This window comes from Roseibium aquae, assembly GCF_008711285.1.
Lineage (GTDB): Bacteria > Pseudomonadota > Alphaproteobacteria > Rhizobiales > Stappiaceae > Roseibium > Roseibium aquae.
In genome coordinates this window covers 14,174-37,324 of sequence record NZ_VXDC01000009.1, presented here as the reverse complement: position 1 = coordinate 37,324, position 23,151 = coordinate 14,174, and the positions used below count along the sequence as shown (strand labels likewise).

The 23,151-nt window shown below is 60.5% G+C and carries 27 protein-coding genes; 20 read left to right on the top strand and 7 right to left on the bottom strand.

What is annotated here, in order from left to right; genetic code table 11:
• Positions 1-2: 2 nt before the first annotated feature.
• The 11 genes from F0184_RS14970 (at position 3) to F0184_RS14920 (ending at position 7,659) form a co-directional block, all read left to right on the top strand.
• The gene (locus tag F0184_RS14970) at positions 3-1,100 is read left to right on the top strand and encodes a flagellar hook-associated family protein (RefSeq protein WP_150497012.1); all 1,098 of its coding nucleotides are present in this window, start codon (positions 3-5) and stop codon (positions 1,098-1,100) included.
• 45 nt (positions 1,101-1,145) lie between these two features.
• Positions 1,146-1,574, top strand: coding sequence for a flagellar biosynthesis regulator FlaF (gene flaF / locus F0184_RS14965; protein ID WP_150497011.1), 429 nt, complete (start codon positions 1,146-1,148; stop codon positions 1,572-1,574).
• A complete protein-coding gene (gene flbT / locus F0184_RS14960) occupies positions 1,558-1,980 on the top strand; it encodes a flagellar biosynthesis repressor FlbT (protein ID WP_150497010.1) in 423 nt (140 codons plus the stop codon). Before flaF ends, flbT begins: the two co-directional genes overlap by 17 nt.
• A gap of 14 nt (positions 1,981-1,994) precedes the next feature.
• Positions 1,995-2,426 (top strand): flagellar hook assembly protein FlgD, encoded by a 432-nt coding sequence (gene flgD / locus F0184_RS14955; RefSeq protein WP_150497009.1) that lies wholly within the window; start codon positions 1,995-1,997, stop codon positions 2,424-2,426.
• A 7-nt stretch (positions 2,427-2,433) separates the two neighbouring features.
• On the top strand, positions 2,434-2,700 hold the full coding sequence (fliQ, locus tag F0184_RS14950; RefSeq protein ID WP_150497008.1) for a flagellar biosynthesis protein FliQ: 267 nt from the start codon (positions 2,434-2,436) through the stop codon (positions 2,698-2,700).
• A 159-nt stretch (positions 2,701-2,859) separates the two neighbouring features.
• Entirely contained in the window at positions 2,860-4,950 is a 2,091-nt protein-coding gene (gene flhA, locus F0184_RS14945) for a flagellar biosynthesis protein FlhA (RefSeq protein WP_150497007.1), read from the top strand.
• Positions 4,947-5,723: a flagellar biosynthesis protein FliR gene (fliR, locus tag F0184_RS14940; protein ID WP_172972122.1), complete on the top strand. Its 777-nt coding sequence runs from the start codon at positions 4,947-4,949 to the stop codon at positions 5,721-5,723. Before flhA ends, fliR begins: the two co-directional genes overlap by 4 nt.
• Before the next feature lie 4 nt (positions 5,724-5,727).
• Positions 5,728-6,108, top strand: coding sequence for a flagellar biosynthesis protein R (locus tag F0184_RS14935; protein WP_150497006.1), 381 nt, complete (start codon positions 5,728-5,730; stop codon positions 6,106-6,108).
• A 147-nt stretch (positions 6,109-6,255) separates the two neighbouring features.
• Positions 6,256-6,729: a rod-binding protein gene (locus F0184_RS14930; protein WP_150497005.1), complete on the top strand. Its 474-nt coding sequence runs from the start codon at positions 6,256-6,258 to the stop codon at positions 6,727-6,729.
• Positions 6,726-7,211, top strand: coding sequence for a hypothetical protein (locus F0184_RS14925; RefSeq protein WP_208998500.1), 486 nt, complete (start codon positions 6,726-6,728; stop codon positions 7,209-7,211). The genes F0184_RS14930 and F0184_RS14925 overlap by 4 nt, the downstream gene beginning before the upstream one ends.
• Entirely contained in the window at positions 7,204-7,659 is a 456-nt protein-coding gene (locus F0184_RS14920) for a hypothetical protein (protein WP_150497004.1), read from the top strand. Before F0184_RS14925 ends, F0184_RS14920 begins: the two co-directional genes overlap by 8 nt.
• Before the next feature lie 98 nt (positions 7,660-7,757).
• Here the strand turns inward: F0184_RS14920 and F0184_RS14915 are convergent, their stop codons facing one another.
• The 7 genes from F0184_RS14915 to motA form a co-directional block, all read right to left on the bottom strand.
• Positions 7,758-8,228 (bottom strand): hypothetical protein, encoded by a 471-nt coding sequence (locus F0184_RS14915; protein ID WP_150497003.1) that lies wholly within the window; start codon positions 8,226-8,228, stop codon positions 7,758-7,760.
• A gap of 28 nt (positions 8,229-8,256) precedes the next feature.
• A complete protein-coding gene (gene flhB / locus F0184_RS14910) occupies positions 8,257-9,333 on the bottom strand; it encodes a flagellar biosynthesis protein FlhB (protein WP_150497002.1) in 1,077 nt (358 codons plus the stop codon).
• 48 nt (positions 9,334-9,381) lie between these two features.
• Positions 9,382-10,416 (bottom strand): flagellar motor switch protein FliG, encoded by a 1,035-nt coding sequence (locus tag F0184_RS14905; RefSeq protein ID WP_150497001.1) that lies wholly within the window; start codon positions 10,414-10,416, stop codon positions 9,382-9,384.
• 38 nt (positions 10,417-10,454) lie between these two features.
• On the bottom strand, positions 10,455-10,730 hold the full coding sequence (gene fliN / locus F0184_RS14900; RefSeq protein ID WP_244299230.1) for a flagellar motor switch protein FliN: 276 nt from the start codon (positions 10,728-10,730) through the stop codon (positions 10,455-10,457).
• A 125-nt stretch (positions 10,731-10,855) separates the two neighbouring features.
• On the bottom strand, positions 10,856-11,422 hold the full coding sequence (locus F0184_RS14895) for a hypothetical protein (RefSeq protein WP_150496999.1): 567 nt from the start codon (positions 11,420-11,422) through the stop codon (positions 10,856-10,858).
• Complete coding sequence (locus F0184_RS14890; RefSeq protein ID WP_150496998.1) at positions 11,403-12,353, bottom strand: flagellar motor switch protein FliM; 951 nt, start codon at positions 12,351-12,353, stop codon at positions 11,403-11,405. Before F0184_RS14890 ends, F0184_RS14895 begins: the two co-directional genes overlap by 20 nt.
• 3 nt (positions 12,354-12,356) lie before the next feature.
• On the bottom strand, positions 12,357-13,253 hold the full coding sequence (motA, locus tag F0184_RS14885; protein WP_150496997.1) for a flagellar motor stator protein MotA: 897 nt from the start codon (positions 13,251-13,253) through the stop codon (positions 12,357-12,359).
• Between the two features lie 179 nt (positions 13,254-13,432).
• Between motA and F0184_RS14880 the strand changes: the two genes are divergently transcribed.
• The 9 genes from F0184_RS14880 (at position 13,433) to F0184_RS14840 (ending at position 23,144) form a co-directional block, all read left to right on the top strand.
• Positions 13,433-14,218, top strand: coding sequence for a DUF1217 domain-containing protein (locus F0184_RS14880; protein ID WP_150497142.1), 786 nt, complete (start codon positions 13,433-13,435; stop codon positions 14,216-14,218).
• 3 nt (positions 14,219-14,221) lie between these two features.
• Positions 14,222-14,950, top strand: coding sequence for a flagellar basal-body rod protein FlgF (flgF, locus tag F0184_RS14875; protein WP_150496996.1), 729 nt, complete (start codon positions 14,222-14,224; stop codon positions 14,948-14,950).
• Complete coding sequence (locus F0184_RS14870; RefSeq protein ID WP_150496995.1) at positions 14,950-15,750, top strand: hypothetical protein; 801 nt, start codon at positions 14,950-14,952, stop codon at positions 15,748-15,750. Before flgF ends, F0184_RS14870 begins: the two co-directional genes overlap by 1 nt.
• A complete protein-coding gene (fliI, locus tag F0184_RS14865) occupies positions 15,719-17,071 on the top strand; it encodes a flagellar protein export ATPase FliI (RefSeq protein ID WP_150496994.1) in 1,353 nt (450 codons plus the stop codon). Before F0184_RS14870 ends, fliI begins: the two co-directional genes overlap by 32 nt.
• A 672-nt stretch (positions 17,072-17,743) precedes the next feature.
• Positions 17,744-18,511: a response regulator transcription factor gene (locus F0184_RS14860; RefSeq protein WP_150496993.1), complete on the top strand. Its 768-nt coding sequence runs from the start codon at positions 17,744-17,746 to the stop codon at positions 18,509-18,511.
• 171 nt (positions 18,512-18,682) lie between these two features.
• Positions 18,683-19,936, top strand: coding sequence for a mannonate dehydratase (uxuA, locus tag F0184_RS14855; protein ID WP_150496992.1), 1,254 nt, complete (start codon positions 18,683-18,685; stop codon positions 19,934-19,936).
• The gene (locus F0184_RS14850) at positions 19,923-20,669 is read left to right on the top strand and encodes a GntR family transcriptional regulator (protein ID WP_150496991.1); all 747 of its coding nucleotides are present in this window, start codon (positions 19,923-19,925) and stop codon (positions 20,667-20,669) included. The genes uxuA and F0184_RS14850 overlap by 14 nt, the downstream gene beginning before the upstream one ends.
• Before the next feature lie 68 nt (positions 20,670-20,737).
• A complete protein-coding gene (locus F0184_RS14845) occupies positions 20,738-22,024 on the top strand; it encodes an ABC transporter substrate-binding protein (protein ID WP_150496990.1) in 1,287 nt (428 codons plus the stop codon).
• 88 nt (positions 22,025-22,112) lie between these two features.
• Positions 22,113-23,144: a carbohydrate ABC transporter permease gene (locus F0184_RS14840; RefSeq protein ID WP_172972121.1), complete on the top strand. Its 1,032-nt coding sequence runs from the start codon at positions 22,113-22,115 to the stop codon at positions 23,142-23,144.
• The last annotated feature ends 7 nt before the right edge of the window (positions 23,145-23,151 follow it).

The window sequence follows — 23,151 nt, the reverse complement described above, 5'->3', positions numbered from 1 at the left end:
CAATGAAAACGACCTTTGTCTCCACCATCGCGCTGTCGGATTCGGCCAGGGCGCAACTCATGAAGCAGACCAGCCTGCTCAACCGGTTGCAGGTGGAAATGGCGAGCGGCCGCAAGGCGGATGTCGGTCTCGATCTGGGAGGGCGGACCGGTGAGGCGGTCTCTCTGCGGTCCGAGTTCATATTCTTGAACTCGATCAAGGACACCAACGAACTGACCGCCTCCCGGCTGGACGTCAGCCAGGCCGCGATGGGCGACATCAAGGACACCGTTCAGGATCTGGTCGCCTCCCTGATCGCCATGCGCGACACCGAGGGCAGCGCGGATCTGGCCGCCAATGAGGCGAGCGGGGCGATGGACCTGTTTCTCTCCCGGCTGAACACTCAGCTCAACGGTAGCTACCTGTTTGGCGGCCTCAACGTCGATCAACAGCCCATGACCGACTTCTTCGCGCCGGGCGCGCCAAACAAGGCGGCGATGGACGCGGCCTTCACCGCCTTCTTCAATGCTCCGCCCTACAGCTATGGACTGACCGGGCCGGACGACCCGGGCGTATCGGTGATCACGGCGGCCGACATGGACGCCTTCCTGACCACCGACTTCGAGGACGTTTTCAGCACCACGGTGATCACACCGCCCGCCACCGAGCCGAACTGGGCAGCCAACTGGTCGAGCGCTTCCGATCAACCGATGACCGCAAGGATTTCAGCACAAGAATCAGTGTCCTCGTCCGTGAGCGCGAATGAACGGGCGTTCCGCGATATCGCCGCAGGTCTTGCCATGGTGATGGGAACCGGAGCGGATAATCTCGATCACGAGACCTTCAAGGTCGTGGTCGACAAGGCGATCCAGAAGCTGGGAACCGGGATCAACAGTGTCGTCGGTCTCATGGGGCAGCTGGGCGGCGTGCAGGAGCGGGTGAAGAACGCGTCGGAGAGCCTTTCGGTGCAAACGGATCTTCTGAACAAGCGGATCAACGGCCTGGAAAACGTCAACCCGGAAGAAACCGCGATCCGGCTGAACACCGCGTTGACCCAGCTGGAGACGAGCTACGCCGTTAGCGCGCGCATGCAGCGCCTGAGCCTGCTCAACTACCTGTAATCCAGCGGCCGGCCTGAGACCGGACCGCGTTCCAAGCGAGGAAACATGTTTTCAACGTCCTACGCAGAAACGATGGATGAAATCTGTGCCGACGACCGGGCCAACGAGGTGGCTGCCTTCGAAACCGTGTTGGACAAGCTGGCGGCGGCCCACACGGTCGGGCCGGCGTCCGCGGCCGCTGTGGACGCCCTTTTCTACACCAACCGGCTTTGGGTGTTCTTGCTGGAGAGTCTGGCCGACGAACGGAATGCCTTGCCGGCAAACATGCGGGCCAATCTGATTTCCATCGGGATCTGGGTGCTGAAGGAAATCGAGCGCCTCCGCCAGGGCGAAGTGTCATCGTTGGCCGATCTTATCCAGATCAACACGATGATCCGGGACGGCTTGGCAAATACAACCGGAACCGCCGAAGGCGGGGCCATCGAGGTCGGGGACGAGGAAACGCGGGAGCTGGTGCATGAAGATCGGGCTTAAGGCGGGTGAGCGGCTGTTCATCAACGGGGCGGTAATCCGCGCGGAGCGCAAGACGAGCATCGAGTTGCTCAATGACGCGGTGTTTCTGCTGGAGGGCCATGTTCTTCAGGCCGAACAGGCCACCACGCCGCTGCGGCAGATCTATTTCATTCTCCAGACCATGATCATGGATCCAAACGCGGCCGCGAGCGCCGGAGACATGCTCGACATGGTGCTGACTTCCTCCAGCCGGACGTTTTCTCATCCGCTGGTGCTTGAGCGCCTTGACGAGGTGTCGCGCCTTGCCGGGGAAAAACGCTGGTTCGAGGCCATGAAACTCATTCGCGATCTGTACCCCATCGAAGCGGAGCTGATCAGCGGCAGCTATTCGGAAAGATTGCCGGAACTGCGAAGCGCTGCAGGATAGGAAGGAGACAAGCAATGTCTGTCCAAAGTGTAACCGAAACCGCCGGCACGGCCGGCTCCACCGGGGCCCGAACCGCGCCGACAGCCTCTCAGGCCACGAGCGCGGCCGAAAAGCAGATGACGGTGGACTATGATACCTTCCTGAAGCTCATGCTCGAACAGATGAAGCACCAGGATCCCACCAGCCCCGTCGACAGCAACGAGCAGCTGGCGCAACTTGCCAGCTTCTCGCAGCTCGAGCAGTCGATCAACACGAACAAGAACCTGGAGCAAATGCTCGTCAATATGTCGTTCGGCCAAATCGACGATCTGGTCGGCCGGACGGCCACAGATGCGAACGGGGTGTCGGGCACCGTGACCTCGGTCGAGATCTACAGTGACGGCACATTGCTCGGTCTTGAAAGCGGCGAGGGCATTCTGCTTGGACCCGGGGTCAAGATCAGCTGAGGCCGCCATGAATGAGGTAGACGCCCTTGACCTGGTCCGGTCCTCCATGTGGGTCATCATCGCGGCATCCGCGCCGGCGATCATTCCGGCAATGATCGTCGGTCTCGTGATTGCATTGCTGCAAGCCCTGACCCAGGTTCAGGAGATCACGCTGACCTTCATTCCCAAGATCGTGACGATCCTGATCATGATCGTGGTGGGCGGACCGTTCATTGGCGGTCAGATGCACGGCCTGACCACGATCATCTTTGCCCGGATCGAGAACGGTTTTTGACGCGGGTGACGGGCATCCGCGCCGCCAACGGCATTCCGGTCCGAGGGCACGGGCAAAAAAGGGGGCGGCCAAAAACTCTCAAGGCCCCCGCCAGTCCAAAGCTCCGCGCAAGCTAGGCGCGGCACTGTCACGGCAACTTCTTGAGTGCTGAGAGGCAGTATGGCTGACACCTCCGTTTCCGCAATTTCGACAGACGTTCCTGAAAACCGCCGCGACATCGGATTTGCCATCGGCATCGTCTTGATCCTCGCCGTGCTTTTCCTGCCCATTCCGACCTTCCTGATCGATATCGGGCTCGCCATGTCGATCGCGCTGTCGGTTCTGATCCTGATGGTGGCGCTGTGGATCCAAAAGCCGCTCGACTTCTCCTCCTTTCCCACGATCCTGTTGATCGCGACGATGCTCCGCCTGTCGCTCAACATCGCGACCACGCGCGTCATTCTCTCGGATGGTCATGAGGGCCTTCATGCGGCCGGCTATGTGATCAACGGGTTCTCCCAGTTCGTCATGAGCGGCGACTTCGTGATCGGTCTGATCGTCTTCGCGATCTTGATCACGGTGAACTTTCTGGTCATTACCAAAGGGGCGACCCGGATTGCAGAGGTCGGGGCCCGGTTCACACTCGATGCCATTCCGGGCAAGCAGATGGCGATCGACGCGGATCTGTCCGCTGGTCTGATCAACGACCAGGAGGCCCAACGCCGCCGGCGCGAGCTGGAAGAGGAAAGCTCCTTCTTCGGCTCGATGGACGGGGCTTCGAAGTTCGTGCGCGGGGATGCCATCGCCGGCCTGATCATTACCGCCGTCAACATCTTGGGCGGGATCGTGATCGGCGTCACGCGCTATGACATGAGCCCGGGCGATGCCGCCGACGTCTTCACCAAGCTGTCGGTCGGCGACGGACTGGTCTCCCAGATACCCGCGCTGATCGTATCGCTGGCTGCGGGCCTGCTGGTGTCCAAGGGCGGGACCCGCGGTTCCACCGACAAGGCCGTGCTCGGCCAGCTCAGCGGCTATCCGCGGGCATTGTTTGTTGCCGCCATTCTCATGGGTATTTTCGCGCTCATGCCGGGCCTGCCGATCTTGCCCTTCGCGCTCCTGGCAGGGCTGCTTGGCTTCATGGGCTACACCATTCCAAGGCGTCAGGCCGCGCAGAAGGCGAAGCTGGCCGCCGAAAAGGCCGCAAATGACGCACAGGCGCTGCAGGACAGCCGGGATTCGGTCAAGGAAACCCTGAAGACGGCCGAGATCGAGCTGGTGCTTGGGAAACAACTGTCCACCCAGCTCATGGCCAATCATGGCGAGATGTCCCGCCGCGTGGGCAAGATGCGCCGCAAATTCGCCGAGCAGTTCGGATTTGTCGTGCCCGATATTCGCGTGACCGACAGTCTCTTGCTGGATCCGAAATCCTATCAAATCAAGATCCATGGAACGATCATTGCCAAGCAGCAACTCCATGTCGGGCAGCTTCTGGTGATCCCGGCCGATGACAAGCCGCTGCCTGTGCCCTCGGACCCGACCCGCGAACCGGCCTTTGGAATGCCCGCCTTCTGGGTCCCCGCTGCCTACAAGGAAGAGCTCAAACGCGATGGACATGAACCGGCCGACAACAACACCGTCGTCCTGACTCATCTAAGTGAGGTCATCCGCAACAACCTGCCGCAGCTCCTGTCCTACAAGGATATGCGTAATCTGTTCGACCGGCTTGATCCGGAATACCGCAAGCTGCTGGACGACATCTGCCCGGCCCACACGTCCAATTCGGGTCTTCAGGCCGTACTCAAGCTTCTGCTGGCCGAACGCGTGTCCATCCGCAATCTTCACCTGATCCTGGAGGCGGTGGCCGAGATCGTGCCCCATGTCCGGCGCTCCGAACAGGTGGTCGAGCACGTGCGCATGCGCATTGCCCAGCAGATCTGCGGGGACCTGTCGCAAGGCGGTCCGTTGCATGTGCTGCGTCTTGGCAACCGCTGGGATCTTGCGTTCCATCACAGCCTGAAGCGGGACCAGAAGGGCGATGTGGTGGAATTCGACATCGAGCCGCAACTGGTCGAGGAATTCGGCAATGAAGTGTCCGTCGCCGTCAAGAAACACATGAAGGAAGGCAAGCAGTTTGCCATCGTGGCCGCACCCGATGCGCGCCCCTATGTGCGCATGATCGTGGAACGCATGTTCCCGACCTTGCCGGTTCTTTCCCACCTTGAAATCGCGCGCGGCGTGGATGTCTCGGCGCTGGGCAGTGTCTCATGATGGTGCCCGCCTGGCTCCTCGGCGAAGCGGGAAGTTCGGTCATCCTGTCCGTTTTTCTGCTGTTTTGCCGGATCGGCGCATGCCTGATGGTGATCCCGGGTTTTTCCAGCGACCGGATCCCGATGCGAATCCGGCTGTTTGTTGCCCTTTCCGTGACGCTGGCCCTTTCCCCCATGCTGGTGCCCGTCATGCAGGAGGCCTTGCCGGACCAATCGCTGGCGACCGTTTCCGGCCTGATCGTTTCGGAGCTCCTGATCGGCTTCGTCATCGGCTTGCTGGGGCGGATCTTCATGATCGCCCTGGAGACGATGGCCACGCTTGTGTCCATGGCTATCGGCCTGTCGAACATGCCCGGCGTTGCGGTGGAAAGCAGCGTTGCGCTGCCGGCGGTCGCCAACCTGTTCACCATGACGGCGACCGCGCTGGTGTTTATCTCCAACCAGCATTGGGAGGTCTTGAGGGGTCTGGCCGAGTCCTACGCCGCGATGCCGCCGGGGTCTCCGTTCGACTCGCTCTCCACCCTTGAACGGCTGGGAGAGCAGCTGGCGGAAGCCTTCGTCCTCGCCTTGCGTGTCTGCAGTCCGTTCATTGTCTACACGGTGGTCATCAATCTGGCCGTCGGTCTCGTCAACAAGCTGACCCCGCAGATCCCCGTGTATTTCATCGCCTTGCCGTTCATCATCGCGGGCGGCCTTTACTTCCTCTACCTGACCACCGCCGAAGCCCTCCTGTTGTTCATGGATGGCTACTTCACCTGGCTTCAAAACGGATGAGTTCATGCGCCGCAGCAGCAAAGACATCGAGCGGATCTATCATCTCCAACGGCAAATCTACCTGTTCTCCCAGTGGCTTTTGCAAAAGCTGGACGCCCAGGCCGAGACGCTGACCGAAAAGGAGCGCCGCATTCTCACCGCCTTGTCCGGCGGCGAACTGGCCCAGCACGACCGCTTCATCGCCAATGCCGCCGAGCGGTTGCGCAAGATCCTGCATGAGCTGATGGAGATTACAGCGGCACGCGAAAAGATGAATGCCGAATTCTCCCGGCAGATGATGCTGCTCAAGACAATGGAAGAGCGCTTGCGGAAAATCCGGATGGACGAGGCCAGACAGGCTGAACAACAGTCCCTGCTTGACCTGATGGACATCCGGTTCCGGTAGCGGTCGCCTGTTCGGCGCGCGCAAAACACGCTGGCCCAAGGCCGTGCGGACACAGGCAAGGCCGGCGCAAGGCCGGACCGCTAGGGTGATCCTCGAACCCCCCCGGCAAGCTGCCCGGGGATGGACCAATTCCAGGAGACCAATCCGATGGCTATTTCGCCACCTTCCGATATCGTTCTGGATGTAGCGCGTGCGGCCCAGCCCGAAATACTTCAAATGGCCGCGCTGCGGCTCGAGCGGCTTGGAGCCGGAGCGGCCCTACCCGGCGAGATTGGAACCGGGTTCGAACTGGCCATGGCCGGGGCCGGAAAACCGGGAGATAGCCCGTTTCCCCATCTTTCTTCTGCAGAGCGCACCGGCCTGTCACCGGCCGGTTCCGCCTCCGGACGGGGGAGGACCGAAACAGGTCTTGGCCCGGCGCAACAATTCGAGGCCGTTTTTCTTCAGCAAGTCGTGGAAACGATGCTGCCCAAGGATGCGGAGGCCGTGTTCGGGAAAGGATCTTCCGGCGAGATCTGGAAGTCGATGATGGCTGAACAGGTGGCCAATCAGATCGCGGCAAGCGGTGGGGTCGGGATCGCCGGTCTCTTGAACGACACGCTTAAGGGAACGGCGGCATGAGCGAACGGGAATTGCAGGGCCGGCAGGGCGAGGATCAGGCTTTGACAGTGTATCCCACAGGGGCGCCGCGGGCGGACACCGCCGCTCCAGCGGTGTCCGGGCTTTCGGCCATCAAACCATCACCGTCTTCCGCAGAAGCTGTTCTGGCGGCAACCGTGCGGCGCGCGATCAGCGTCGTTCGGGCCGAAACGGCGGCCCTGCGCGAAACACCGAACGCCGATCTTGCCCCTTTCGAACACAGAAAAAGCCAGGTCTTGCTGGATCTGAGCCGGGCGAGGGGGGCTTTGACGCTTGAAGAGGTCAGCGAAGAAATCGAGATCCTTCTTCAGGACCTGCGCGTGTCCCTCGCGGAGAACATGACGATCCTCGACCGGCATATGAAGGCGGTTCAGGAGGTGTCCGATCTCTTGTCCCGGGTGATGCTGGAGGCCGACTCGGACGGGACCTACCGGCGCCCAGCGCACGGGGGGCTTGATGATTAGATCCGTCATGGTCGGCTTGTGGATGCCAGCCGCAATGTTCCTGTCCGGTCTGGGGACCACCTACTTCATGGCGGACAGCCCGTTCGATGCGGATCGCGGGGCGCTGGTGGGCGGTTTGGACTATGAAACCTTGCAGCCGATCAATGTGCCGATGATCGCGGATGGCGCGTTGCAAGGCTATGTGGTCGCCAAGCTTGTCTTTACGGCGGACGGTGACAAGCTGCGCCGGCTGCCGGTTCCGCCGCATCCCTTCCTGGTCGATGAGGCGTTCCGGACACTTTACGAAGACGATACGCTCGATTTCAAAAACCTTGAACGATACGATCTTGACCGCCTTACCGGTCATCTGGCCGAAATGACGAACAAGCGTCTGGGGGAAGCTGTGGTGCGTGAGGTGCTGGTCGAGGAGTTCAACTATTTCCATAAGGATGCGGTGATCTCCTATTGATCCGCGTCTCGCGGGCCTGGCCCAGCAGCCGTTGCCTCCCACCACTTGCCGGCCTGGCTTTGACCAGGCCGGTTTTTTTTGAGCCGTGGGGCCCGGACCTATCGCTGCCGGCTCAGCCTTGCGTCCTTCAACGCTTCGATCAGACGCACGCTCATGGTCTCGGATGCCCCAGAGGAACCTGCCCCGGAGGATCCGGAAAACTCGATATAGGTGACGTTCACCGCATTGTCCGGGTGGCGCAAAACGAGCGTGAAGTATATCCAAACGCCCTTGTTGAAGAACTCAAGGTCAAGCGAGACGGCCGGCATGGTCTCCCAGGACAGATCCACGGCGGCGGCCATGGAATAGCGGAGCGTGTCGGGCTTGAAGAACAGCTCGGCGGAGGATTTGATCAGATCCTCTATATTGGCGTGCTGGTCCGTGCGAATGAATGCGATGAGGTCGACAACATCAATCAACTGCATTTCGGTCGTGAATTGCTTCAAGGCCGATACAATGGCAGCCCGGCAGGTCTCGTCGCATTTTTGCGACTCCAGCGCCGTGGATGGTCCTCTCTTTTCCTCACGCATCTTTGAGCGGTCTCCTGAGCGCGCCATCTCATGCATTCGCACCCGGCTTGCGTGAGTACACGTAACAAATGATTTCGGCAATGGCCCGATAGAATTCGGGCGGTATCATGCGCTCGATTTCCGTGGCAGCGTAAAGAGACCGTGCAAGAGCCTTGTCCTCGATGACCGGAATGTCGTTTTGCTCAGCGACTTCGCGGATTTTCAGGGCGATCAGGTCCTGCCCCTTGGCCACCACAATCGGCGCGGCGGTCTTTTCCGCCTCGTATTTCAGCGCCACGGCGAAGTGCGTTGGGTTGGCGACGACGAGGGTGGCTTGAGGGATCGCCGCGATCATGCGGTTTCGGGCGCGGTCCCGGGCCAGGGACCGCTGGCGTGCCTTGACGATCGGATCGCCCTCCGCCTGCTTGTGCTCGTCCTTGATCTCCTGTTTGGTCATTTTGAGTTTTTGCCGCCAATGGGTCCGCGACCACAAAATGTCGACGGCGACCAGCAAGATGGTGACGATGCAAACGCCAGCCACCACTTTCATCGAAATCTGAAGGATGATCTCCGGGAGGGCGCTCGGGTCGGTGAACATGGTCTGGATCAACCCGGCTTCACTTGCACGCAGCTGAACAAAGGCGATGATCGCAACGGTGGAGAATTTGAAGAAGGCCTTGAGGAACTCGACGAGCCCTTGAACGCCGAACAGCCGCTCGAACCCCTTATTGAGGGATAGTTTCGACAGGTCGGGTTTGATCCGGTTCGGAACAAGGCGCGGTTTTGTCTGGAGGAAGGTCGCCGAAAGACCGCCAACCGTGAGCAGGGCAATGATCGGGGCAAGGAACCAGCCGACCTCCCAGGCCAGCGCATGAGACAGCAACAATGCGTCCGCACCGTTTCCAAGCGAGTATCCTCCCACATGATCGACGAGCTGCTTCAAACTGGCGACAAGCGCGGTTGCCCCGGATGAAATCACGAAGGCGCCGATCAGCAAGGTTGCCATGAAGGAGGCAAGAACCGGTGCTTCCTTGGAGACGGGTGTGTTTCCCTTTTCCAATGCATCCTGGATCTTCTTCTCGGTCGGTTCCTCTGTTTTTGAATCTTTATCTGCTTCATCGGCCATTTCGGCTTGGGTCCTTCATCGGGTCGAAGGCGATGGCCAGCTGCCGCGTCAGTTGAAGTAGGCACCGTCCTCTTGCTTCGCATTGAGTTCGATCTCGCCGCGTCCGGCCATTTCCAGCGCCAGGTTGGTGATGGTGCTGCGCGCTTCCATGACGTCCCTTTGGGCGGCGGGCTCGCCGCTCGCCAGCTCGTGTTCGGCGATGCGCCGCGCCCGCGAGGTGAGGGAGGAGAGGATCACCTCGCGGAAGGTCTGTTCCGTGCCCTTCAATGCCAGAACGATCCGGTCGGTCGGTACCTGATCGAAAATCGCCATCCGGGTGCGCGCATTCAGCTTGATGATGTCGTCGAAGGTGAACAGCAGCCCCTTGAGAAGCTCCGCGGTCTTCGGCCGGACCTGGTTCAGGTTGTCGAGGGCATCTTCCATGTGGTCGCGATCCATCTTGTTCAGGATGTCCGCCATGCGCGCATGCGAATCCGCCTCCAGATTGCCCGACAGGTTGAGCATGAAGTCCTCATGCATTGTCTTTTCGACGTCGCGCATGATCTCGGGAACGACGGGCTTGATCGACAGCATCCGGCGCACCAGCGAATTACGGGTCTTGCCATTCATCTGGCCTAGCACCTTGGCCGCGGCGCTCGGCTTGATCTTGGTCAGGATCAGAGCCGCGGTCTGGGGGTGTTCCTTGAGCAGATAACTCGCGAAGATCGTCTCCGATACCGTGGTCAGACGGTCCCAGATCGACCGGTTGGAGTTGCCCATGACATCCGACATGATATCCGCCAGTTGATCCTCGGGCAAAACGCCGTTGAGCATCTTTTCGACTTCACCTGCGGAGCCATAAAGGGTCACCCCGTTGGAAAACTGCTCGATGAAGTCTTCGGCGATAGCGTCCAGTTCCTGGGATGCGACCGTCCCCAGCTGCGCCGCGGTGACGGTGATCATCCGGATCTCCTCCTGATCGAAATGCTGGAGAAGGCGTTGGGAATTCGTTCTGCCCAGGGACAGAAGCAATGCCGCGACCCGTTCGACCCCATTGAGGCGTTTGGTCGGAAGTTTCGTCACCGTCGACGTCTGGCTGGTCATTTTTGCTTTCCGCTGATTTCAGATCACACCCATCGGGGTCACGCGTCGACTGTCCCGGTCTGGGCGCTGATGATTTCGGTGAGGGAAACGCCAAAGCGGGAGTTGTCGTCCTCCACGACGACGACCTCGCCGCGGGCGATGACCCGACCGTTCACGACGATATCGATGGGTTCGCCGACACGGTGGTTCAGCGGAATGACGGCGCCGCGGCCGAGCTTCAAAAGGTTGGATACCAGCATGGTTGCCGATCCAAGCACGACCTGGATGTTCACGGGAATCCCGAGGATGGTGTCGAGATTGCGTTCGTCGCCCATGAGGCCGCCGCCTTTCTTGCCTGCGGCACCGTTGGGGTCTTCAACTTTCGCGAAGCTGCTGGCATCGGCCGGCTTGGCTTTCGCCGAGGGATCGACGGTCACGTAATCGATTTGTTGGTCAGACATCAGATTTTATCCTTTGAACTCAGGTTCACGGAGCGGAAAGGGCTGGGATAGGTGTTGTCGAGCCTGTGAACGCGGGTGTCCCGCGCTTTTCGGAACGCCGGACGGTCCAGCGGCGTGTCCCCGCCGGGTTCCTGGTTGGTGAGAGTGGCGCCGGCCGGCATGAGATCCGCCGGAGCCTGGCTGGCGAACGGACCGAGATCCGCATCGCCGCATCTGGACAGCGCTTTCGCGTGCAAGGCGGTGGCCTTGCTCAATTCTCTGAGTTCGGCCTTCAGAACGGCCTGTTGGCGCTTGGCTTCCCGGGTGATGGCATCGATTTCGCCGATCAGGTCGCGGGCATCGTTCATGCGCGACCCGAGAGCGTTCAGCACCTGGGATCCTTTGACATTCAGTTCCTGGATGGAGACTTCGATCCCATCGAGCGCGATTGCCGTTTGATCGAAAATGCGCTGGTAATCATCGTGGTAGGCGCCGAGCCGTTTCAGTTCGCGATACATCGCGACCATCTTGTAGGTGGTGGCGACCAGCGCGATCAAAAGCAGTCCGTCAACGAGAGCGGAGATCATCGATCAAATCCTTCTCTTCATGAATGAGGTCCTCGACCTGAAGCGTGTAGGAGCCGTCCAGCTGTCCGAGCTGGCAGGTGAAGATGGGTTGGGCGTTGCAGGCTAGTGTGACGGGCGTGCGCGCTGTCGCTTGAAGCTCGATCACTTGGCCGACCTGGAGATTGGCGACATCGCCAAGCGTCAGTTCGCGTTCCTCCAGAATGGCTTCCAGGCGGACTTCGGTTTTCTGGATTTCATTATGGAAATGCTGGGTCCATTGCTTGTCCCGGCCGGACATTTCGCCCGAAAGCACCTGCGACAGTTTCTGCCGTAGCGGGTTCAGCGTGGAATGCGGCATGACGACGAAGACTTCGCCGCCCCGGCCGATCGCCTGAAGAAGCAGGCGCGAGACAACCGCCGGATTGTTCCGCCGGCCGATGACGGCAAAGTCCATGCGTGTTTCGATCCGCTCGATCTTGAGCGTCGTTTCCGCAATGGAATCGAAGGATTCCTGCAGTGCCTGGACGGCGACCTCGAAGACGTTCCGGGCGATGCGGGTTTCGATGTTGGAAAAGGAGCGTTCCTCGTCGATGGGGGGCTCGGTTCCATCGGCGCCGAACAGGACCTCCACCAGGGTAAAGATGAAGTCGCGGTCGAAGCCGACCAGAACACGCGAATCCCATTCCGGTGAATAGACGACGGCGACAAGCGCATTCGCTTCGAATTCATCCAGGACGTCGCCGATCCGGCTGTTCTCGATCATGCTGACCGAGATGTAAGAGGGGGATGCGGATTTTTGGCGCATGGAATCGGCCATCACGCGGGCCATGCGGTCGAAGACCACTGGCAGCATGGGCAGGCGGTCCACGGAGATGCCTGCGGCATCGAGGAGGCGATCCGTGATCATCGCCCGTTCGCTGCTGGATCCGGTAAAAGTTGCGGCCTCGATCATGGACTAGGCGGCTCCCTGAAGGTCTTGGATATTGTCGGCCCCGCCACTGGCTGCGGCCATTGTCTCGTTTTCCACTTCATCAATGGTCGGGCGGGAGCTGTCGGAAATCGTCTTGCGGCCATGTTCGAGCGCGATCTGGGGGTCCGCGCCGTTCATGAAGGCCAGCAACGTTTGCTTGACGACGATGTAGGGGCGCAGACGGCTCTCCCGCACCGACTTGATCTTGTTGGCGATGGGCGACACCAGCGCATAGGACAGGAAGATGCCGAGAAACGTGCCGACCAGAGCCGCGCCGATGAGCGAGCCGAGGATCTGCGGAGACTGATCGATGGCACCCATCGCCTTGATGACCCCGAGAACCGCGGCCACAATGCCAATGGCGGGCAAGGATTCGGCGAGGATCGTCATGGCGTGATAGGGCTTCATCTGATCGCGGTGGATCGTGTGAAGTTCCTCGTCCATCAGCGCCTCGATCTCATGCGCACGGGCATTGCCGACGATGATCAGGCGGAAATAGTCGCACACGAAGGTGGTCAGGCTCGCGTTGCGAAGGACCTTGGGAAAGTTCTGGAAAATCGCGGAACTGTTCGGATCCTCGATATGAGGTTCCACCTGGTTGCGGCCTTTTGATCTCAGTTCGCGCATCAGGCCGTAAAGAAGGGCGAGCACGTCGAGATAGTCGCGCTTGGCCGGGACCGCGTTTCGCAGCGCATCGCTCGTCGCGGTCACGCTGTCCTTGATGGTCTTGAGCGGATTGGCAACCACGTAGGCGCCGATGGCAACGCCGCAGATGATCAACACTTCCCAGGGTTGCCAAAGCACCATGACCTTGCCCCCCATCGCGGCAAAACCGCCGATCAGGGAAGCAAATGCGATTACGAGCCCGATAATGACAGTCACAGAGCAACTCCATGCAGATTGCTTCATTTCGTGTGGTTGACCTGACCCTAGGTGCGCTTCCTTGCCCGAAGCTGTCGCAACTCATCCAGCCGCTTGGTGCCGGCGCGGGTCAGCCTGGCGTAAGCTCTGCCCCCAAGGATCAGGCCCAACGCAACACGTTCGGTGAAAGGCGGCCTGTCATGATCGGCACACTTGCCCAGTACCAGTTGGTGACCACAAACATGGACCGTTCGCTCAAGACCATCGCGTCGGATCCGACGGTCGAGCGCCAGAGCGCTTACTATCTTGAAAATATTGAAAACATTAAGAGTATTGACGACTTCATGGCGGATGAGCGCATTTATCGCTACGCCATGAAGGCCCATGGCCTTGAGGATATGATCTACGCCAAGGCGTTCATCCGGAAAGTGCTGGAAGAAGGGATCGACCGTTCGGATTCGTTCGCCAACAAGTTGACGGATGAACGCTACAAGGCTTTCGCGGAAACGTTCAACTTTGCCCGCAACGGAGAGGTCACGACGATTTTCCAGAAGGCGAAGCAGCCTGTCGTCGACATGTACATGCGCCAGACCCTTGAAGAGAACGAGGGCAGCAAGAATGAAGGCGTCCGGCTGGCCTTGTACTTTGCCCGAAAGGCACCTGACATCCAGAACGCCTTTGAAATCCTTGCCGATCGCGCCTTGGCCGAGACCGTCTATGTCGCGCTTGGCGTGGGCAAGGAATTCGCCGCGACCGATATCGACCGGCAGGCGGATTTCATATCCGAGCGGATCGATTTCGAGGACTTCAAGGACCCCGAAAAACTGGACAGGTTCCTTCAGCGCTTCACCGCCCTGTATGACCTTCAAAATGGCGGGCCGGCAGCGGCGTCCATTCCAAGTATGCTGATCGGGGGCGGCGCGCCGCTCGGGCTCGACCAGAACCTGCTCTCCAGCCTCCAGAACCTGAAACTGGGAGGACGATAGCCCATGCAATCCGCTCTTTATGTGGCGTTGTCCGCTCAGGTGGCGTTGTCGAACCGGCTCGAAACCGTGTCGCGGAACGTGGCGAACATGAACACCGCGGGCTACCGGGCCGATGAGGTGAAGTTTGCCGAGATCCTGTCGAAAGCGGGCGCGGACAAGGTCAGCTACGCGACCGGAGGCGAGGTGTATATTTCCCGCCAGACCGGCAGTCTCAACAAGACCGACAATCCGCTGGATATCGCGGTGGAGGGCGAAGCCTTCTTCGCTGTCCGTATGGGCAACGAGATCGCCTACACCCGCGATGGCCGGTTGCAGATGGATGCCGAGGGTGTGCTGCGAACGGTCGGCGGCGATGAAATCCTGGACGCCGGCGGCTTGCCGGTCCAGCTGGACCCCAACGGTGGCCCGCCGGTGATATCGCCCAATGGGGATGTGATCCAGCAGGGGGAAGACCCGATTGGCGCGATTGGTCTGTTCCTTCTGCCCGAGGGCGCCCAGCTGAGGCGGCGTGAAAATTCGGCTGTAGTCTCTGACCTCCCGGCCATCCCGGTTCAGGTGTTCGATGTGAATGCGGTTCGCCAGGGTTATGTGGAGGGTGCGAACATCAATCCGATCCGGGAAATGACCAAGATGATCATGATCACCCGGTCCTTCGAAGGGGCGACAAAGATGATCACCCAGAGCGACGAGACGCAGCAGCGCACGATCCGCGAACTCGGAAAGACATCGTGATGAGCGTTGATCCGGTGGCGGCACGTCCCGGCACGCCAGCCTTGCTCCAGGTCTCCCCGGACCGGCCGTTGCTGATTAGCAGGCAAAGTGGTCCCGCGCCGCAGGCGGACGGCTCTGAAGGCGGCTTTGCCGCCGTTCTGGATATCTTCAATCCTCTTCAGCATATACCGGTCGTCGGCGATCTTTACCGCTCGGCGACGAACGATGGAATTTCCGAGGATGCGCGCCAGGCGGGGCGGGCCCTATACGGGTTTTTGCTGGGAGGACCGGTGGGTTTGGGCGCCGCCATGATGGCAAACCACTTTTTGGCGTCCGTTGATGTGAAACAGCCGGTGGACGAGCCTGCCGGGCCGCCGCCCGGTTCAGGGGCAAGCGGGGCAGGGTCGGAACATCGGGGGTCGCGGCCTGCCGATACAGCCGCATCCGGTCCCGCATCCGGCCATGCCCCGGGCTTTGCGCCCTTTCTGGGTGAAAAGACCGCCGCCGCGACAGTGGACGGTCCCTCCCAGCCGCTGGATCTCATGAAATTGTTCGATTTGAAGCCTGGCACCGAAGCTGGAACCGCCTCCGGCCTGCGCGTTGCAGACCCCGGACATGCTGGTCCGGTGCCCAAGCCTGAGCTTGAGGTCGAGCGCGGTGTCAACGCGACAGGGGCTGAAAACGCCGACGCCAAGCCCGAGGTGAGCGATGCGGAGAAAGTATCGGCCATCGCCGCGCACAGTGCCAACCATTTGCCGATTGAAGTTTTGAAGACCTTGCAGGATCGCCATGCCGCAAAACGCAGTCTTGACGCCACTTGACCGGCGGGCCGCCGTCCTTGCCTCATTGAACGCTGAGATGGGACCGGTGAAGGTGAGCGGGCGTGTCACGCATGTGTCGCGCGATGCCGTCCGGATCTCGGGCCTGTCCAGATCGGTTTGCCTGGGCGACCTGATCGAGGTTCCGGGCCGTGACGGCAGGCGCAGGCGCGGCGAAATCATCCGGCTGGACGAGGCGGAGGTCGTCGTCAAACCCTTTGAGCAGACTGCGGATATCGGCATTGGAACGCGCGCGAGCCGGATGGGCGGCCTTGCGATCCATCCGGATCCCTCCTGGCGCGGCCGGGTCCTGAACGCGCTCGGAAAGCCGATTGATGGACTTGGCCCCCTGGAAATGGGGCCCGCGGCTTTCCTGCTGGATCGTGACCCTCCGCACCCGATGGACCGGCAGAAAGTGGGCGAGGGGGTGTCGACCGGCGTGCGGGCGATCGATCTGTTCACGCCGATCTGCATGGGGCAGAGAATCGGCGTTTTCGCCGGGTCCGGGGTCGGCAAATCGACCTTGCTGGGTATGCTGGCGGGCTTTGGCGATTTCGACACCGTCGTGGTGGGGCTGGTCGGCGAGCGGGGCCGGGAAGTTCGCGAGTTTGTCGACGATATTCTCAAGGACGCGCTTCAGCGCAGCGTCGTGATTGCCGCGACCGGGGACGAAAGCCCCATGATCCGGCGGCTGGCGCCAAAAACAGCGATGAGCGTTGCGGAATACTTTCGCGCGCAGGGTGAAAAAGTCCTGTTGATCCTGGATTCGGCAACCCGTTTCGCGCATGCGGCGCGGGATGTCGCTTTGGCTGCCGGTGAGCCGCCGGTTGCCCGGGGCTATACGCCCAGTGTTTTCAGCGATCTGGCCAAGCTTGTGGAACGGGCGGGTCCCGGCGCGCAAGGCGAGGGGACCATCACCGGGATTGTTTCGGTTCTGGTCGATGGCGACGACCACAACGATCCGGTCGCGGATTCGCTGCGGGGACTGCTCGATGGGCATATCGTTCTCGACCGGTCCATTGCCGAAGCGGGCCGTTATCCTCCCGTCGATCTCCTCCGCTCGACCTCCCGGCTGGCGCAGCGGGTGTGGGACAAAGATCAGCGGGAGCTCGTGCTGCGGTTGCGGGGGCTGATTTCCCGATACGAGGAAACCCGGGATCTGCGCATGATGGGCGGCTTCCAGACGGGGACAGATGACATGCTGGACAAGGCCTGCGAGCTCGTGCCGCGGGTCTACGAAGCGCTGCGCCAGACCCCGAACGCGCGCAGCCATGGCGATCCGTTTGCGGACCTGGCCACGGCGCTTGCCGCCGGCGGACGATAATCGGTTCGTCCGGCCGCCCTGTGATTTTCCGCGCCTGATCCTCTTAATTCGCCGCATCGAGCCTTGTCTTCAGTCCGGTTCCGCCGGAGCCGTGGGCGGTCCAGCTCTTCAAAATGGTGGCGCAGAAGCGACGGCGGACGCATCAGGGCACCCGGATGCATGCAAATGCGTCGTTGATCTTAACTCTTATCCGGACCATTCCGTCACTGCGGCTGACCTAGCCGGGCGGCAGCTTCACCTTTGTAAAGTTTTACTTGGAAAAAGCTCGACTTTGTCGCGAACCGCGGTCCGTATCTCTGTGGCACAGCGATGCCACTTGCATAAAATCCGGACAATCAGGTTTAGGGAGTATCGGCTCCCGCCGTTCCGAAGGCCGGGATTGGGGCCCCGGTTCTATGGCGGAAATCCGGGCTTGGCAGTCGTTGAGTCTTGGTGTAACACCCTTGTCATATGTAAAGCTTGGTTTTCGAATTTTAGAATTTCAGTTTTTAAATAAAATTTATTCTGATCTTAGATCAAATTGTCTAACTCTTCTTTTGAATTGCGTTTTTCGTTTAAGTCTTATGTCCACTATACGATTGAATTTCCCTTTTGTTTACTTTTCCATTGTTGACCCTGAAGGCCTCCGGGAAATACCTATTTTATGTCGATTAAGCCAAGGGGGGCTTCTAGATGTTTGTGATTGTTGATGATCGAGAGATTGTAACCGCGGGATACGCCTCCGCGTTCGAACGCGAGGGATACGCCGCGCTGGAACTGAAACCTGCGGAACTGGTCGATTGGCTTGAAATCGCATCGCCCGCGGACCTGCAAGCGGTGGAAGGGTTCTTGCTCGGCGTTTCGCCGTACCGGCCCGCGTTTCCCACTCAGATCAAGACCCGATGCCCGGATGCACCGGTCTTCGCCCTCGACGACCGGTCCTGTCTGGAGACAACGCTTCAGATGTTTGCAGCGGGTGCGGACGACGTTTTGCGCAAGCCGGTTCACGTTCGTGAGATCCTCGCGCGGGTCGGTGTCTACCGCCGCCGGGTCTCCCAGGACGACAAGGGGGTGGCCTCGGGCGATATCGAGGTTTTTTTCGACGGACGTGATCCGATCGTTTTCAAAGAGGTCATGGAACTGCCGCGCCGCGAACGCCGCATTCTAGAGTATCTGGTCAAGAATAAGGGGCGCCGGGTGACAAAGTCCCAGATTTTCAATGCGGTCTATGGCGTGATGAACGAAGGGGTCGATGAGTGTGTCGTTGAAAGCCACATCTCGAAACTGCGCAAGAAACTGCGGATGCGTCTTGGCTATGACGCGATCGAATCCACACGCTACATCGGCTACATGCTGAAACAGCCCGACCGTGTTGTCGCGAATGCGCCGAACGCTGAACTCCGGTCGTCAACCCCGGCCAAAACGGAGCGTGTCAATATTCGCGCAGTTGCTCTTGCTTGACCGAACCGGGCGCGGAAACGAAGGGATGTTCCGCGCATGACAATTGTGGATATCGCTTCACGCCATGCTGGCCGGGACGCCAATTCGATCCGGTAGCACGGGAAGCCTCTTGCGGTTCGGGTTTGTTTGAGTAGTCTTGTACACTAGTATTCCGGTGGCAGGGCGACAAGAATGCGGCAGACGTGGCGGTGGTTCGGTCCAACGGACCGGGTTTCGCTTTCCGATATCAGACAGGCCGGCGCACAGGGTGTTGTCACGGCCCTGCACCATGTTCCCGCGGGAATGGTCTGGACGCGCGATGAAATCGCCGAGCGTCAGCGACAGGTCGCGGGACCGCCGGACCGGCCAACGGGCCTTACATGGGACGTGGTCGAAAGCCTGCCGGTTTCCGAGGCCATCAAGACTCAGACTGGTCCGTGGCGCGAGCATTTGACCGCATATGAGCAGTCCCTCGAAAACCTCGCGCACGCCGGAATTTCGACAATCTGCTATAATTTCATGCCCGTTCTCGACTGGACCCGCACAGATCTGGCCTGGCGGGTGTCTCACGGCGGAACCGCCATGCGGTTCGATTTGATCGATTTTGCGGCCTTCGATCTTCATCTCCTGGCCCGCCCGGGTGCCGAAGCGGACTACCATCACGAAACGAAAGAAGCCGCCCGCGCCCGGTTCGAGATGATGGGCAAGGATGCGCGCCAACAGCTTGCCTCAAACGTCCTTGCCGGTCTTCCGGGCTCAGCTGAGCGCTGGACGCTCGACACTGTCCGCGAGCAACTAGCGGCGTATGGTTCAATGGACACGGCGGTGTTGCGGCGGCACCACGTCGATTTCCTCGGCCACATCGTGCCCTTGTGCGAGCGCCTCGGTCTGCGTATGTGCTGCCACCCGGATGATCCTCCTTTTCCGCTTCTGGGTCTGCCGCGCATCATGTCGACATCCGACGACTATGCCGCCCTGTTCGACGCGGTCGACAGTCCCGCGGCGGGCATGACGCTTTGTACCGGCTCTTTGGGCGCCCGGCCGGACAATGAGTGTGCCGCAATGGTGCGCCGGTTTGGACCGAAGATCCATTTCCTGCATTTGCGCAATGTGACCCGCGATACCGAAACCGTGCCCTGTTCCTTCTTTGAAGACGAGCATCTGGCCGGCCAGACCGATATGGTCGCCGTGATCGCCGCCGTTCTGGAAGAGGAGGCCCGGCGCAAGCGGGAAGGGCGGGCCGATTGGGAGATCCCAATGCGTCCCGATCATGGGCAGGATATCCTGGATGATCTTGGCCGTTGCGGCCAGCCTGGATACCCGGCGATCGGCCGCTTGAAGGGACTTGCGGAACTGCGCGGGGTGATGACAGCCCTTTCAGCAGGGGCGCCGTCTTTCGGTCTGGAGCCCGGCGTTCGGAGGGAGGCCGTTCATGACCCAGGCTGACCCGCAGGACGACACCCGGCTGGAGGAGGCCCTGTCCGGTGTCGAGATCGACCGGTCGGCGGCCATTGCTCCTCAGCTCTATCGCATTTTGCGCGAGCGGATCATCGACAATCGGCTGCCCCCCGGGGCGAGCGTCAACGAAAGCGACGTGTCGCGCATGTGTGCGGTCAGCCGGACGCCATTACGGGCAGCCATGCAGCAACTCGCCGCGGAAGGGCTCATCGTGACCCGTCCGCAGGTGGGGTCCGTGGTCGCGCGTGTCGATGAGGCGCAGATCCTGGAAGCTGTCCTGATCCGCGCAGCTCTGGAGGCGGCCGTCGTGCGCCGTCTGTGCGAGACCGGTATCGACGAAACACTGATCGCGGGCAATCTCGCCATGCAGCAAAGGGCGGCCGAGGCGGATGACTACGCGACCTTTTTCAAGCTCGACGAAGGTTTTCATCACATGCTGTCCGACATGGCCGACATGCCCCGCGCCTGGCGGCTCGCGCAATCGGTGAAGGCCCATGTGGATCGTCAAAGGCTGGCGTTGATGTCGTCCATTCCGGGCCGCTCACTGGCGGCCTTCAAAAATCACATGGCCATTCTGGACCGGATCCGCGCCGGGGATGCCTTGGGCGCCGCCTGTGAAATGGACGCGCATGTCAGGTCGGTCCTGATGGGGAAGGATGCGTTGGGGACGGCAGCGTCGCCCATGCGGGAGGGGAAAGGGGAAAGATCGCGGGCGAATTGATCGCGACGCCGCGATTGAACGGCATATCAAGGTGTACTAGTATACCAGAACACTGGGAGGAAATGGAAATGACAAAGCAATTTCGCATAGCGCTGGCGGCCGGCGTGGCTTCGGCCGCGCTTACCGCGGGTGCCGCCTTCGCGGAGACGGAACTCCGCATGGCCTGGTACAACGATGGGATCGAGGGCGAGGTGATGCAGGACATCCTGGATCGCTTCAACGCCGACAATCCCGACATCAACGTCGTTCTCGACGTTCTGCCCTACAAGGCGATCCTCGAAAGTCTGCCCGTCCAGCTGGCGGCCGGTGAGGGGCCTGATCTCGCACGTGTGACGGATCTGGGAGGGTTGTCGCAATATTACATGGATCTCACGCCCTACATCTCCAATCCGGATTACTGGCGGGAGAACTTCGGTCCCTTCCTGAAATGGATGCAGCCGGTTGGTGCGGAGCCGCAGATTTCAGGGTTCATGACGCAGCTCACCGTGACGGGCCCCTATGTGAACAAGACCCTGTTCGAACAGGCTGGCGTTGCCATGCCGGGCGAGAACGCGACCTGGAGCGACTGGGCAGCCGCCAGCCGCGAGGTGGCTGAAAAGCTCGACATTCCGATTCCAATGGCTTGGGATCGCTCCGGTCACCGGGTGGCCGGCCCGGCCATCTCGATGGGAGCGGGAATGTTCGATGCCGATGGCGGACCGGCGCTGGTCGATGACGGGCTGAAGGCCATGGCCACGATGCTCTACGACTGGCACCAGGACGGCACGATGGCCAAGGAGCTTTGGGGGTCGGTTTCCGGTTCCCAGTATCTTGGGGCAAATGAGGAATTCGCCAACGCCCAGACCGTCTTGTACATGAGCGGCTCCTGGCAGATTCCGCAATTTGCCGAAAAGATCGGCGACGCGTTCGACTGGTGGGCCGTACCAGCGCCATGTGGTCCGGCCGCTTGCACGGGCATGCCGGGCGGCGCGGCTCTTGTGGCGCTGAAAACCTCCGAACACCCCGAGGAGGTCGGCAAGCTGATGGATTACCTGTCCTCCGAGGAAGTTCTCAACGAATTCTACGGCCGGACATTGTTCATCCCGGGCCATCTCGGGCTTGCCAAAAGCGGCGTCGATTTCCAGACCGAGGACCCGCGGGCCGAGCACGCGCTGCTGACATTCGCTTCCGCAGTTCCGGGCATTTCACCGATCGCCTTCGACCTGCAAGGCTATGTCCACAATCGCGTTATGTTCAACGCGCTCATCTCGCGGCTCGGCGAGGCCATTGTGGGTGAACTGACCCTCGATCAGGCATTCGACCGCATGACCCAGGACGTAGAGCAGCAAATCGCGGAAAAGCAACGCGAGAACTGATCAAGTCTGCGTACTCCGGCCGGATCGTGTGTCCGGCCGGAGACGTCCTTTGAGCATTTTCATTTGAATGTGAAGCGAACGCGCGCCCATGGCTTTTGATACCGATCCGCGTGCCGAGCCGGTCCGCCTGTCCGATCGCGTCTATGCGATCCTGGCGCTGCCGGCGATGGCCTTTTTCAGGCTGTTTGAATGGCCTTTGCGCTTTCTTCAGCGGATCCTGGGCATCGGCGCGATGCCTTATGTCTTCCTGTTTCCCAACCTTGCGTTTTTCGGGATCTTCGTCATCACGCCCCTGATCCTGAGCATTGGCTTTTCGGTCACGGGCGGCACCAATCTTTTCCTGCAGGACCGGCCCTATGTGGGCGCGGAGCAATATGGATACCTGCTGGAGTGCGGCAATCATCTCGACCCGACCACCTGCCGGGAAGACCGCTTCTGGCGGGCAATCTACAACACGGGCACCTTCGTGTTTTTCCAGGTCGGGTTCATGGTGCTGTTCTCGTTGATCACGGCCTTGATCTTGAACCGCGAAATCCGCGGGCGCGGCTTTTTCCGGGCCGTGTTCTTTTTTCCGGTTCTCCTGTCGCCGGTTGTTGTCGCTCTGATCTGGAAATGGATCTTGCTGCGGGATGGCGTGCTGAATGCCGCCCTCGTGTCGATGGGGCTCGAACGGATTCTGTTCTTCGTCGACCCGACATGGTCGATGTTCTGGGCGATCTTCGTCTCAGTTTGGGCGCATATGGGCTTTTACACACTGATCCTGCTGGCGGGCCTTCAGGCCATTCCGCCCGACCTTTACGAAGCGGCGGAAATGGATGGCACAAGCAAGGAACGCGTGTTCTGGCGGATCACACTGCCATTGCTGTGGCCCAACATGCTGGTGGTCATCGTTCTGGCCCTGATCAAGGCCGTCCAGATTTTCGATGAGGTTTTTGTTCTGACCGGCGGCGGGCCCGGCACGGCGACCCAGTTCATCGTCCAGTACATCTACACCACCGGCTTTGCCAATCAGGTCCAGAATTTCGGACTGGCTTCGGCGGCTTCGGTCGTCCTCGGTGTGGTCCTGTTCGCCCTCACGATTGTGCAACTCGCCGTTACCCGGCGCAAGGATGAGGGCTGACCGATGA

What these genes read in the sequence shown, in the direction of transcription:
- F0184_RS14840 (WP_172972121.1), top strand. Translation starts at nt 22,113, where the DNA reads ATGGCTTTTGATACCGATCCGCGTGCCGAGCCGGTCCGCCTGTCCGAT.
- fliR (WP_172972122.1), top strand. Translation starts at nt 4,947, where the DNA reads ATGATGGTGCCCGCCTGGCTCCTCGGCGAAGCGGGAAGTTCGGTCATC.
- F0184_RS14890 (WP_150496998.1), bottom strand. Translation starts at nt 12,353, where the DNA reads ATGATCGAGGCCGCAACTTTTACCGGATCCAGCAGCGAACGGGCGATG.
- F0184_RS14870 (WP_150496995.1), top strand. Translation starts at nt 14,950, where the DNA reads ATGAGCGTTGATCCGGTGGCGGCACGTCCCGGCACGCCAGCCTTGCTC.
- F0184_RS14845 (WP_150496990.1), top strand. Translation starts at nt 20,738, where the DNA reads ATGACAAAGCAATTTCGCATAGCGCTGGCGGCCGGCGTGGCTTCGGCC.
- F0184_RS14920 (WP_150497004.1), top strand. Translation starts at nt 7,204, where the DNA reads ATGATTAGATCCGTCATGGTCGGCTTGTGGATGCCAGCCGCAATGTTC.
- flaF (WP_150497011.1), top strand. Translation starts at nt 1,146, where the DNA reads ATGTTTTCAACGTCCTACGCAGAAACGATGGATGAAATCTGTGCCGAC.
- uxuA (WP_150496992.1), top strand. Translation starts at nt 18,683, where the DNA reads ATGCGGCAGACGTGGCGGTGGTTCGGTCCAACGGACCGGGTTTCGCTT.
- F0184_RS14850 (WP_150496991.1), top strand. Translation starts at nt 19,923, where the DNA reads ATGACCCAGGCTGACCCGCAGGACGACACCCGGCTGGAGGAGGCCCTG.
- fliN (WP_244299230.1), bottom strand. Translation starts at nt 10,730, where the DNA reads ATGGGCGACGAACGCAATCTCGACACCATCCTCGGGATTCCCGTGAAC.
- F0184_RS14895 (WP_150496999.1), bottom strand. Translation starts at nt 11,422, where the DNA reads ATGATCTCCGCTCTCGTTGACGGACTGCTTTTGATCGCGCTGGTCGCC.
- F0184_RS14905 (WP_150497001.1), bottom strand. Translation starts at nt 10,416, where the DNA reads ATGACCAGCCAGACGTCGACGGTGACGAAACTTCCGACCAAACGCCTC.
- F0184_RS14915 (WP_150497003.1), bottom strand. Translation starts at nt 8,228, where the DNA reads ATGCGTGAGGAAAAGAGAGGACCATCCACGGCGCTGGAGTCGCAAAAA.
- flgD (WP_150497009.1), top strand. Translation starts at nt 1,995, where the DNA reads ATGTCTGTCCAAAGTGTAACCGAAACCGCCGGCACGGCCGGCTCCACC.
- fliQ (WP_150497008.1), top strand. Translation starts at nt 2,434, where the DNA reads ATGAATGAGGTAGACGCCCTTGACCTGGTCCGGTCCTCCATGTGGGTC.
- F0184_RS14930 (WP_150497005.1), top strand. Translation starts at nt 6,256, where the DNA reads ATGGCTATTTCGCCACCTTCCGATATCGTTCTGGATGTAGCGCGTGCG.
- fliI (WP_150496994.1), top strand. Translation starts at nt 15,719, where the DNA reads ATGCCGCAAAACGCAGTCTTGACGCCACTTGACCGGCGGGCCGCCGTC.
- flbT (WP_150497010.1), top strand. Translation starts at nt 1,558, where the DNA reads ATGAAGATCGGGCTTAAGGCGGGTGAGCGGCTGTTCATCAACGGGGCG.
- flhA (WP_150497007.1), top strand. Translation starts at nt 2,860, where the DNA reads ATGGCTGACACCTCCGTTTCCGCAATTTCGACAGACGTTCCTGAAAAC.
- flgF (WP_150496996.1), top strand. Translation starts at nt 14,222, where the DNA reads ATGCAATCCGCTCTTTATGTGGCGTTGTCCGCTCAGGTGGCGTTGTCG.
- F0184_RS14880 (WP_150497142.1), top strand. Translation starts at nt 13,433, where the DNA reads ATGATCGGCACACTTGCCCAGTACCAGTTGGTGACCACAAACATGGAC.
- F0184_RS14935 (WP_150497006.1), top strand. Translation starts at nt 5,728, where the DNA reads ATGCGCCGCAGCAGCAAAGACATCGAGCGGATCTATCATCTCCAACGG.
- F0184_RS14860 (WP_150496993.1), top strand. Translation starts at nt 17,744, where the DNA reads ATGTTTGTGATTGTTGATGATCGAGAGATTGTAACCGCGGGATACGCC.
- F0184_RS14970 (WP_150497012.1), top strand. Translation starts at nt 3, where the DNA reads ATGAAAACGACCTTTGTCTCCACCATCGCGCTGTCGGATTCGGCCAGG.
- flhB (WP_150497002.1), bottom strand. Translation starts at nt 9,333, where the DNA reads ATGGCCGATGAAGCAGATAAAGATTCAAAAACAGAGGAACCGACCGAG.
- F0184_RS14925 (WP_208998500.1), top strand. Translation starts at nt 6,726, where the DNA reads ATGAGCGAACGGGAATTGCAGGGCCGGCAGGGCGAGGATCAGGCTTTG.